Annotated in this window: 10 protein-coding genes; 2 read left to right on the top strand and 8 right to left on the bottom strand. The window is 45.4% G+C overall.

The genetic code is table 11. From position 1 onward, the window contains the following. The first annotated feature begins 114 nt into the window (after window positions 1-114). Together BLV33_RS06155 and BLV33_RS06160 are read left to right on the top strand one after the other, a co-directional pair. On the top strand, window positions 115-435 hold the full coding sequence (locus BLV33_RS06155; protein WP_090789250.1) for an iron-sulfur cluster biosynthesis family protein: 321 nt from the start codon (window positions 115-117) through the stop codon (window positions 433-435). Between the two features lie 42 nt (window positions 436-477). Continuing rightward, window positions 478-1,053, top strand: coding sequence for a beta-class carbonic anhydrase (locus BLV33_RS06160; protein WP_090789252.1), 576 nt, complete (start codon window positions 478-480; stop codon window positions 1,051-1,053). A gap of 644 nt (window positions 1,054-1,697) precedes the next feature. Here the strand turns inward: BLV33_RS06160 and BLV33_RS06165 are convergent. The 8 genes from BLV33_RS06165 to BLV33_RS06200 form a co-directional block, all read right to left on the bottom strand. Continuing rightward, window positions 1,698-3,806: a hypothetical protein gene (locus BLV33_RS06165; RefSeq protein WP_090789254.1), complete on the bottom strand. Its 2,109-nt coding sequence runs from the start codon at window positions 3,804-3,806 to the stop codon at window positions 1,698-1,700. Between the two features lie 115 nt (window positions 3,807-3,921). After that, entirely contained in the window at window positions 3,922-5,100 is a 1,179-nt protein-coding gene (locus BLV33_RS06170; RefSeq protein ID WP_090789256.1) for an ABC transporter permease, read from the bottom strand. Then, window positions 5,097-5,813, bottom strand: coding sequence for an ABC transporter ATP-binding protein (locus tag BLV33_RS06175; RefSeq protein WP_090789258.1), 717 nt, complete (start codon window positions 5,811-5,813; stop codon window positions 5,097-5,099). The genes BLV33_RS06170 and BLV33_RS06175 overlap by 4 nt, the downstream gene beginning before the upstream one ends. Before the next feature lie 25 nt (window positions 5,814-5,838). After that, the gene (locus BLV33_RS06180; protein WP_090789260.1) at window positions 5,839-7,566 is read right to left on the bottom strand and encodes an efflux RND transporter periplasmic adaptor subunit; all 1,728 of its coding nucleotides are present in this window, start codon (window positions 7,564-7,566) and stop codon (window positions 5,839-5,841) included. A gap of 142 nt (window positions 7,567-7,708) precedes the next feature. Then, a complete protein-coding gene (locus BLV33_RS06185) occupies window positions 7,709-8,296 on the bottom strand; it encodes a hypothetical protein (protein WP_090789262.1) in 588 nt (195 codons plus the stop codon). A 164-nt stretch (window positions 8,297-8,460) separates the two neighbouring features. Continuing rightward, window positions 8,461-9,627, bottom strand: a complete 1,167-nt coding sequence (gene ltrA / locus BLV33_RS06190) for a group II intron reverse transcriptase/maturase (RefSeq protein WP_090789263.1) — start codon at window positions 9,625-9,627, stop codon at window positions 8,461-8,463. Between the two features lie 355 nt (window positions 9,628-9,982). Next, a complete protein-coding gene (locus BLV33_RS06195) occupies window positions 9,983-10,573 on the bottom strand; it encodes a hypothetical protein (protein ID WP_090788281.1) in 591 nt (196 codons plus the stop codon). 1 nt (window position 10,574) lies between these two features. Continuing rightward, on the bottom strand, window positions 10,575-11,621 hold the full coding sequence (locus tag BLV33_RS06200; protein ID WP_253186956.1) for an ogr/Delta-like zinc finger family protein: 1,047 nt from the start codon (window positions 11,619-11,621) through the stop codon (window positions 10,575-10,577). Window positions 11,622-11,889: the final 268 nt, after the last annotated feature.

The raw sequence follows: 11,889 nt of genomic DNA on the forward strand, positions 1-11,889 counted from the left end.
CTCACGGTCAATTCCTCCTTGACTAAAAACTCTACTTATAATCATACGTTTTCCCTGATCCAGAATCAACATTTCAATCGGCATATGTTACAATAGTACAAAGGAGTTGTTCCCATGCAAATCACATTTACCGAAGCAGCGATTCAGCAATTGGAACCCGTTGTATACAAAGATGCTCTGCTGAAGCTCGTGTTTGATTCCGATGGCTGCGGATGCGCAGTGAACGGAGTACCTGCTCTCTGGGTTGTGCCTGAAGCGGATCCTAAGGATCTCCATGCTGAAGCTTCCCCTTTCGAGCTCGTATACAGCCCCAAGCATGAAATATTCTTTGAGGATCACATGAATATAGACTACCAGCCGGAAAACAGATCTTATTTGCTGAAGAGCAATAATCAAATTTATAATGCAGGTATGAAAGTGATAGACAAGAGATAAAAATAGAGCTAGCGATAAAGCAGCCATTCCGGAGGGAAATCCATGTCTTTGATTGATGATATTTTGAGTTACAACCAAACCTTTGTGGAGCAAAAGAAGTACAAGGAATTTCTGACAACCAAATTTCCAGATAAAAAGATGGTCATCCTGACTTGTATGGATACAAGGCTTGTAGAGCTGCTTCCCAAAGCGATGAATTTGCGCAACGGCGACTCTAAAATCATTAAAAATGCCGGAGCTCTGGTCTCCCATCCTTTTGGGAGCGTCATGCGCAGCATTATTGTGGCTGTTTATGAGCTCGACGCCGATGAAATTCTCGTCATTGGCCATCATGATTGCGGCATGACCGGATTGAACTCGGACAATGTGCTTGCGAAAGCCAAAGAACGCGGCGTGTCCGAAGAAGTTCTGGCTACGCTCAGCAACTCCGGCATCGATCTGAGCCGCTGGCTCACCGGTTTCGACCATGTCCAGGAAGCTGTGGTCAAGAGCGTCAACATCATCCGACACCATCCCCTGCTACCCACCAATTTACCCGTACACGGATTCATCATGCATCCGGAAACAGGTAAATTGGATTTTGTGGAAGATGGCTATGCCGCTGCGGTAATATTGTAACGAATTACTTGAACGAGTGGCTGTCCCTTAGCTATTTTCATGGCTTTTGGGGCAGTCCGGAGTATTATTGCATACTGCTTAAAAAGGTGACTTAATAATGTGAAGGTGAAGGCGGTTAAAAAGGTGAGGTCTGACGCGATGGTAGAGTAGCTTGAATGTAATAAGACGTATTTTACGTATTATCGACGGGATTTAATGAATGTCTCTCGAAATAAGTCGTATATTGCGTCTTACAGCTAGGAATCCGAAGTAAACTCGAGAAAAACAATGGTTTAAGACGTATATTACATGCTAATGAATTATAAATATTTATAAAAAATGAAGGAACTGTCCCTCAGCCATTTTCATGGCTGAGGGGCAGATCCTATTTATACATCTATTAGTGCCCGCGAGCGCTTTACTTCTGGAAGAATGATTTTCATTCTTCCAGCTCACACGAGAATACAAGGCGGCGCTGGAAGGATGTTTTTCATCGTTCCAGCGGTCATTTAGCAACCGTGAAACTTCTTTTTGCTATTGGAAGAATGTTTTTCATTCTTTCAGCACTCGCGAGAATGTAAAACGGCGCTGGAACGATGTTTTTCATTGTTTTTCATCGTTCCAGCGCCGTTAATGGCATGAAGGAGCCTCTCCGAGCTTCTAGACTAATTCAATACCTTCACCAATCGCTTGGTTACACCGTTTGGTGTATCGATTTGCTCATACATACGGATGGTAATTCCGCTCTCGAGTTGATCTATTTTTACGCTGCTGAATGCGACCGTCTGCTTGCCGCTTACCAGCTTTTGGCTGCCGGTAAATGACAACGTCTGCGTTGCCAAAACATGTCCCAGCGAGTCTGACAGATCAAATGTCAATTTGGAGAAATTCGGATCGACGATCACTTCTTCCTGACGAGTGACATCCATGTCCAGAGTCAGTTTATAGGCATAACTGGAGCTGCTGTAAGTGGCGGATAAACTGTAATCCTTCACATTGACCAGGAATGGATAGAAAGAAATCGGGCCGTCTGCTGCATCATTTTGCATCTCGACTTTAAAAGCACCGATGCTTGTACGAGTGCTGTCATATATATTCATGGCCAATTGATCCGCTGTTTCGGCAGTTGGAATCAGGAATGAATAGCTAACGACATTGCTCGTATTGGGGAGCAGGGTTTGTGTGGCTTGCGTTTGTCTGACTCCCGTGTACGTATAACCGAGCTTGTTGACCAAATCGGTTTGAAAATTAGGTAAGGTTAGCGATGCTGTGCCTTTGTTCGTTATTTTATACTTGGCAATGGCGGTTTTGTAGCCAAGGTCATCATTGGTCTGCATGTGCAGCTCCATTAATGACACATCGATATTAGAGTCGATGAAGCTGCTCGAGCTCAAACTAAACGGTGTGCCCAATTTGTAACTTTGGGCATTCGCGTAAGGAGTTTCTGATTGGCTGCTGCCGGCATCACTCAGCGTTGTGATCATAACTGGCAGAGATGTGCTCATCTGCCCCGTGCCTTGCGCAGTTGGATCTTGACTGCTTGAGCTTGAAGTGGAAGTGGCTGGTTTCTTTTCCAAGACAACCAGCTGCAAATCCGAGATATTAAGACCGGCAGCAAGTACCCCGGAATACTTGTAAGTCACAGATTCTTTAGGCGATAAGAAGGCCGGCCTTACCGTATTATCATTGGAGGTAATCCCTATATTGCTGTTTGTTGCCTGAAATTCTCCTGCTAACACAGGGACAGCAGCAATATCCGAACCATTATTGGTTAATGTTACATTGGCTTGTACATGAACCCCGTCAGATTGTTTGCTTGCCGAAGCCCATGAAGTCGTTATATTCACACCCTGCAGGTCCGCATAAGGGTAAATGGCAGCTGCACCCGGCTTGTTGATGATCATTGTGGATTTTAAATCGATAGAAGAAACGACTTCCTTAACAGAGCCAGTTTTCTTAAGAAATTGCAGAACAAGCTGATCTGCGTCAATTTTACTTGAAATGGCTGCTTGCATGGTCATCTTCACTTTTTGACTGGGTAATAAAGTAACTCCATCTCCATCGACCACAAGAGCTGCGTAGGTCAAACCGGAATTATCTTTATAATTGTAGGATAAGCCGGCGGGCAGCTTAAAGCTTGAACTGCCCAAATTTTCGACGTAAAAATCCGTGTACATATTCCAAACGCCGTCTTTCAATACTCTGTAGCTCTGGCCGAGTTCAAAAGCAGCTAATGCATCCTCAGGGAGAGTCGCGTCCACACCAGACAAATTGAGAACGACTTGCTTAGCCCCAGGATTACCGACTTGAATGGCAGAAGCTACGGACAAGGTGCCGATTTCCTGAGTATAAGGCGCCTGACCGGACCATTCAAATAAATCCACTTTCAACCCATCCGCCTTAGCATCTGCAGGAACTTGCGAAATAAATTTATAATCCTGTACCTGCTGCGATTTCACACGGGCACTTACCTTTTCACTTAGCTTGGCCGTATACGAAACACCGCTGCTGTCGATAATTTTGACTCCGTAACGATTGAAATCAATGCTTTGACCGCTTCCATTATGGAGCTCCAGGGTGAATCGTAATGAACCCGTGTCTGCACCCGAAGCCAGTGTAACATTATTCAATGAGAAATATACAGAATCCTGGATATATACACCTTCATTAGCTGCAAATACTGATGCGGATAGAGGGAGCACCAGCATACTTGCCGCTGTGGCCAATAAAGCTGATTTTGTAAAAAGCTGCTTGATGTTAATTGGTTTTTTCACTGTATGGTTCCTCCCTAGAGTTTTGATTTAGCAAAACTGACTTCGTAAGCATTAACTGAGATTTGCTTTAGCATAGCTGACTTCGTAAGCATAAACTTTTGTTTAAATTTTGGACTTAATCCGAACGCAGAGCGTCTATCGGACGAAGCTTGGAAGCTTTGTTGGCCGGGTATAATCCGAATATCACTCCTACGGCTAAAGAGAACAGAAATGCATATAGACTGACATTTGGAGAGATAAGTGTAGCTTGCTTTGGAAAAAAATGCGGAATGGCTAAGGAAAGACCTATGCCCAGCAGCAATCCGATTAATCCGCCTAAACCGCTGATCACCGTGGCTTCAACGAGAAATTGAAACAAAATGTTCCGTCTTTTGGCACCAATCGATTTGCGTATGCCAATCTCCCTCGTCCTCTCGCTTACTGTAACCATCATGATATTCATGATTCCAATCCCGCCTACCAGCAAGGAAATTAAGGCAACGGCAACCAGCTGTGTTGTCAGCGTGTTATTGGCATCTTTGCGTGCTTTGAGCAGTTCATCCTGGTTGGTCAAGGTAAAGCCGGTATCCGTTTTGAATTTATAAGTCAGGTATTGCTTCATGGTATCCTGAGCTTTGTAAATATCTTCTTTGGATGATGCTTCTATAAAAGTAGTGCGGATTTGCCCCAGTTTGAATTCACGTCTGGCCGTTTCGAGCGGGACAATGACCGAGCTATCAATGGAAGTTCCACTGATATTGGAGCCTTTGGGCTTGAGCTTGCCGACAACTGTAAATACAGATCCATTGATATTGATTTCTTCACCAACCGGATCTAGAAAACCAAAGTATGCTTTTGATACTTCACTGCCGATAACGGCGACTTTATTGCGAAATTCGATGTCGGCATCCGCGATAAATCTGCCTTTCTCCATCTCTCCTTTCACGATACTAAGATAACGGTCATTCGTTCCGATTACATTGTAGGTGGACTGTGTTCGATCATATTTGATATTAGCTCCTGGCAATGTCATTGTTGGAGCTATGGTCTGAAATTCCGGAAAACTCTCAAACCTCATTAACTCGTTATAGTCGAGCTGAGTCGCTCTTCCTGCTCCATTCGCATTGACCACCAGCAGATTCGTGCCCAAGTTCTCATATTGCTTGGAGATCGCAGCTGTAGTTCCGCCTCCGATGGAGACCAGCGTCACTACAGAACTGACGCCGATGATAACACCAAGCATCGTGAGCATAGTTCGCAGTGGACTGGAAACAACCGTTCTCATGGCCATTGCGAGTAACTCTGTCAATCTCATACAATCACCTCTTGCTGCAGGCTATGTTGGGCGAAGAAGCGTTCATCACCGATGATAAATCCGTCCCTTATTGTGACCATCCGTTTAGATATCCGAGCAATTTCCGGGTCATGTGTGATTAGAATAATGGTATTGCCTTGCTCGTTTAATTCGATCATCAACTCCATAACTTCCGTTCCTGTCTTCGAATCCAACGCACCTGTAGGTTCATCAGCCAGCAGCATGGACGGAGAAATAGCAAGCGCTCTTGCAATGGCCACACGCTGCTGTTGTCCACCCGAAAGCTCACTAGGCTTGTGATTCCCTCTGGTGCCCATACCCAGCATATTCAGCACATGTTGGCTTTTCTCCATGCGTTCTTTTTTTGAAAGTCCGGCATAGATCATCGGAAGCTCCACATTCTGCAAAGCCGTCAATCGAGGAAGCAAGTTAAATTGCTGAAAAATGAAACCGATCTTTTGATTTCTCAGTTCGGCTAATTGATTGTCTGACAAATTCTCTGTCGAGACGCCGTCCAGTATATAGCTGCCGGAGGTTGGGATATCGAGCAATCCGATGGTGTTCATTAAAGTGGATTTTCCGGAGCCGCTAGGGCCAACAATGGCAACAAATTCGCCTTCTGCAACGGTTAATGAAATTTGTTTCAAAATATGAAGCTCCTCGATGCCTCGTTTATAAACCTTCGTTATCTCACTAAGCTCGATCTTGTTCATACAGCTTCCCTCCATTCCCGGACAACTAGTTGCCTCCGCCTCTATTACCACCATTACCACCATTGCCGCCAGGTCCACCAGCACCACCAGCTCCTCCAGCTCCACCAGGACCACCAGGTCCGCCAGCACCACCACCACCGAATCCGCCTTGTCCGCCACCTTGCTGGAACTGCTGACGCAAGGCGTTTATGTCCTGCTGGCTTAGATTTTGCTGTCTTTTTACGACCGGTGTGACGACTTTATCGCCTTCCTTCAAGCCTTCTGTAATCTCAATCTGAGTTTTAGAGGTAATGCCGATTTTAACCTCGTGCATCTGTTCGTTTGTACCGTCTGCATTTTTCAAAGTGACATAACGTTTGCCGTTCGACCTTTGGAGTGCTTCAGGCGGCAGATAGATCACATCTTTTTTATCCTGAATCAAAATTTCAGCTGTTCCCGTCATGCCGTATTTAAGCAGCTGATTCGGGTTGCTTACTGACAATACGACAGTAAAGAAAGTAACTCCATTCGTAGTAGTTCCCACCGTAGAAACCTGAGAAACCTCACCTGTGAAGGTCCGGCCGGTCAAGGAATCCACCTTTACATCGGCTTTCATGCCTGTCTTGATATTGGGCAGATCGAGCTCGTCCACCTGCACGGGCAGCTGCATCGCTGTCGGATTCGCAACACCGCCGAGCTGAGTTCCCGCCTTAATGATACTGCCAACAGGAAATGCGCTGAGTATGTTTGATTTTTGATTGACAAAATCGGTTGAGAATACTCCGTCAAAAGGAGCTTTCACTATTAAAGCATCCAATCGCGCCTGTGCATCATCCACGGCCAGCTTTTGCTGATCGAGGCTTGTTTGCTTGGCGACAAGATCATCTGCCAGTGTATCATTGCTAAATAAAGCTATTGTGTCCCCCGATTGAACCATATCCCCTGATTTAAAGTTCAGCTTGATCACATTACCTGGAACACCCGCAAGTATATTCACCACCTGGCTGTATTCAAGCGTCCCAGATGCCGCCGAATCCACAGAAATGGAGCCGATATTCGCCGTTCCCTTAACGCTTAATCCAGCATCGACTGAATTGTCATTTACAATCGAAATCTCGATATCCAGGAGCTTGCCACCTTTGCCATCGCCTCGCGGGTTCTGCCCAATCGATGTAATCGTTCCAACCTTAGTCAGCATAAACCCGTCGATGGCAAGATCAATGGAATCTCCTTTTTTCAATTGCATCGCAACATCGAAATTAAAAGGAAGCTTGACCTTCAACACTCTGAGGTCAGATATGGTGGCGATCTTCGTTGTTTTATTTACACTGGACCCTACGTCCAAATTGGCCGAATAAGTCAGCTTGCCGCTGATTGAAGCACGCGACTGCAAACTGCTCTGCTCAACCTGGAGTGATTTTAAATCCCTCTGCAGCTGATCATAATTCGCCTGTGCCTTTCTTAAATTACTTTCCAGAGTTGGATCCGAAAGCTCTACCAGGACATCGCCTGCTTTAACCGGCATGCTTCTTGTCAGCTTCATCGATTTGACCGTTCCCTCACTCGGGACGGAAATAATTTGACTGTCCTTGGCTTCGAATTGGGCCGTACCTGAAACGACCGAGCGGATATTACCCTTTTTTACCTGAACGATATTTTCTGTCGCCGTCTCTGCTGCCGTCTTATTGCTTTTGCCCAGAAACAGATATGTACCTCCTGCGCAGATTACGATTGCAAGAGAGATTAGAAAACTTTTACTGCGCAACCACTTCATCCTTGTTCCTCCTTAGAGTTTTTGCTTTAGCAAAAACTGGCTTCGTAAGCATTCTCTTAGAGTTTGCCTTGGCAAACTTGCATCGTAAGCATTATCTGAGTTTTTGCTTTAGCAAAAACTGACTTCGTAAGCATTATCTTATTTATAGCTTCACTTTCGATTCAAGCAAATCAACAAGCTGTTGTTCCATACTTTTTCCAAAGCCTTGCCCCGACGGACCCTCACCTTCTCCTCTGCTGCTAGCAGCGGGAGGCGGATGATTACGTCTATTCTTAAATTGCTCGATCAGCTTGTCTCGTTCTTCCTGGGTGAGATGATCGAAATTTTTGCCAGCCCCGCGATTCATGCTGTCTTTCATTTTGATCGCCAAATCATTATAAAACGCTTGTTGATCTACATTTAGAAATTCGAGTGCCTGCTTCTGCTGATCGGCCGTCAGATTGCCCTGATCCCTGCTGTTTCGAATCAAAGGCAGCAAAGCTGCAGCCTGCTCATTGCTGATGGAAAGTCCTTCCTTGCGGTCCATTTGCAAAAGCGCCTGAAAAAGCAGCACCATCTCCCGTTCTTTACGATTTTGCACAACCGGTTGGCTCCCATCTGTTGAGACGGGCTCTGGTGAATTGACAGCTTGCTGAACTGCTGGTTTGATTTCAGTTGAGCTGGCGTATCCAGTGAGCAAGGACAAGATCATCATGCCGCTTATACTCACCCGGAACCATCCGTGTTTCATCCTCCCACCTCCGAAACAGTAGGGTAAGACGAGGGATTACTCCCTCGGACTCCCCGTCAAACCGTGCATGCGGATTTCCCGCACACGGCTTTCCTTCGTCAGTTCCCCATCTTCAGGAGTGAGCTCTCTTCATCCGTCACCGGATTGCACATTTCACTCCTGAATTAGGAACGTGTGGTGAGTAAGCTTGTTAGAAATACCATTCCTGCCGATTCCAATACTTTGTTAGGTATCAGCGAATTAGAAACCGTAGATTTCTTTTGACGCATGAAGGCTCGAACCCTCATACGCGTCCATTCATCCAAACGTTGAAACTTTTTCTTTACATTCCCTATGCCGAAATAGTTACCAAAACCCCGTGCGATTTCATTTAGTTTCTTGAGCATTTCGCCAAAGTTATTCGCTTGTTGTCTGCGGGTGACTTCCCGGATTTTATCCTTGTACTTCTTCACTTTCGTGTCGGGTACCATCAGATAGTCTTTCCAGAAGTCGAATCCTAGGAAACGAAAGCCTTCATCGAAATGCACCACTTTTGTTTTCTCAGGGTGCATTCGAAGCTGTAATTCCTTTTCCAGAATGGTCTTTGCCGCTAGATACGCTTCTTCTGCTTGCTCCTTTGTTTTGCAAAGAATAACGGCATCGTCTGCATACCTTACCACAGCAAAACCTTTCTTCTTCATCCCCCAGTCGAAATGGTTCAAGTACAAATTCGCAAGCAATGGCGACAAATTCCCGCCCTGCGGAGACCCGATTTCCGTTTCATGGAACTGGCCACCTTCCATGAATCCCGCCGATAGCCATCCGCGAATGAGCGTCAGCACTTTTCCGTCAGTGATTCTCTCATGCACTTTCTCCATCAGTGATTCGTGTGGAATTTCATCGAAGAAAGACATGATGTCCAGGTCAACCGCATATTCGTATCCGCCACGTTTCGCGCGTCGAATCGTATTCACTGCTTGGTGCGCCGAGTATCCTGTACGAAAGCCAAAGCTATAATAGTAAAAATCCTGTTCGAAGATCGGTTCAATGATTTGGCGTACCGCTTGCTGACATACGCGATCTCGGATTGTGGGTATCCCTAACGGTCTTAACTTCCCATTTTCCTTCTTGATGAAATGTCGTTTCACAGGGTCGGGTTTATACCGCCCTTGTTGCAGTAACCTTTGGAGTTCCCTTAGGTTTATGCTCACGTTTTTCTCGAACATCGCAATGCTTACGCCATCGATTCCGCCGCTTCCTTGATTCTTCTTTACAGATAGCCATGCTTCGTACAGATTATCCATTTGGTACACTTTATCGATCAGGGAGTAATATCGTCGTTTCGGTTTCATTGGTGTTTCACCACCTTTACCGCTACTCACCAAGCCGGTCTTGTTCTCGCTACAGATGATCGATTCCTTGCTTGTTCCACGGCGTGACAAATGCGTTTTAGACTCTTTGTCAATCGCTCCTATTTGTTCACCGTGTACTCAGGTCGCCAGTAGCCCTCTATCCGTTGGCGTTCTTTCGCCATTGGCGGGACTCACCCACTTGGAGCTACCCTCATTGGTTTAAGGCACTTACGATCTCCCACTCACGCAAACTCACAGACTTTGACGAAGCACGTCCCCTTTGCCTCTGTCTTCCCTCTTTTGAAGTGGAAGCAGGTTATGCGACTGAGTTTTTTTTCTACGACAGCATAATCAACTAACTGTTCAATAAATTCCATTTATGCTCTAAGTCGTTGAGGTAGCCTTCGGTATTGCGATTAAACTTTTTACGTAATATGACACAGGTTAAACGCTGGTCCCACTGTGCTTTCCGTGCTTTATAACGACTAAAGGAAACGGAACGCAGTCGTGAAATCACATGCTCTTGACGAAGCGCATCGTTCACCAATACGATCATTTCACCATTGCGTACGATGTAGCTGTTCCAGTTACGAAGTCCTGTAATTCGACGGTGACTAGCCTTCGTCTGTCGAAAGAATTGCTCCAAGTCATTATTTGTTCTTGGAATGTAATAATGATCATAACAAGTGAATAGACCTCTCCAAAACCCTTTGGAAAAGTTGAGTAAATTGTTAACCATGAGTTCGTCATTCTCAAGCGTGTAGGTTTGTTTTACCCAATTCAGTAACATTGATAGCTCCCATTCAACCGTCTCGCTAGTTTTATCTTCACCAGGGGTAAGGATAATGGCGATATAATCCATCGGTTTCATTAGCCGCGATACGGCTTCATAAACAGGATTCATTTCATCTATTTTGCTGAATATTCTGATAATATTTTGAAGCAAACTAGGCTCTTTTTTTACTCAAGCATCTTTGTAAAGAAGCCTGAATCGCTTGTGCACGTTCATAAATCATTAATCCAGGAAGCTCCAATGGTGGATCTCCGTCTTCTAGGAGCAAGGCTCGGACAGCTGCCACATATCCCTTGGCAATCTGCGCTTCGGTAATTTCAGCAGTTTCCGAATCTGGCTGTTCCGTTTTCCCCGTCTCGGATGCTTGGATCTCAGCCTGTTCTATTTTTCGTTCGATGTCCCGAATCCCGCGCATGCTTTTTTTGAGTTCCATTTTTAATTTACGATCGGCTTCGACAATGGGTTTGGCTATGTCCTTCAGATAATGGTACTGACAGTATTGGTAAGGCACATCCGGTAACAAGGTCTCAAATGCCAGCCGAATGGATTTTTGCCCGTCACTTACAATACCTACAATTGGATAGCCCAACTCCATGATGGGTTCAATGAGCGTCTTCAGCTCTTCTGCCGTTCCGCTCTTCATGTTTTGTGCAGCGAGTACCGTGCCGCTGAATACTTCGCGTAGGACATATAGAGTTTCATTCCCTTTCTCAGGCTGAACGCCATCCATCGATAAGATGACGCCGCCATTTTGTTCGGTAGTCTCTGCAAGTACTTTGTTTACATGATCATCCAAACTCGCAGAAAGCAACGTCTGATAGCGTTCGTACAAATTTTGAGCATGCCTTTCACTCGTTGGAATACCTCGTTCATTCAACGCATCAGCAACTTCTTTAACTGTTCGATGCTGCTTAAAGCGCAGTTCTCCAACGAGAGCAAGCACATCATATCCATATGAGGAATGCTTCATGCTAAGCATCTCAGCTTCAGCAGATTTATACGCAACTCCTGTATGTGTACAATCTAGATTTTTGCAAGCATAAGCCATACTCCATGCATGGATGATTCCGTTTGTTGTGACAATCTTTTTCTCCCATGCTGTATGGGTTCTCCGCAATTTTGACTCACAGTGCGGACATTTTTTAAACTCAGGTCTGAAGTAAACTCTGGGCGCAGCACCCAATCTATTTTTCTCAAGCATTAAGGTCATCTCCTACAATAAATTCTGACCTTTATACTTTCGATAAAAGATTGGAAATTCCTGCTAGTCAATCTTGCTGTCGTAGTTTTTTTTCTCGTGCGCATACTCATCCGAGTTTTATCCTCCAGACTGTTACCAGCTTTCATCGGCTCGGACTTACTCGCTACTACGGGACGATCCGCCATCTCGCAGCCCATCGGTTCGACTTTCCCCTCTAGGTTATATCTCTCCTACCTTGTCCGCGTTTACGTCAAGGAAACTACGAGAC

Source organism: Paenibacillus sp. GP183 (assembly GCF_900104695.1).
In the GTDB taxonomy this organism is placed as follows: Bacteria; Bacillota; Bacilli; order Paenibacillales; family NBRC-103111; genus Paenibacillus_AI.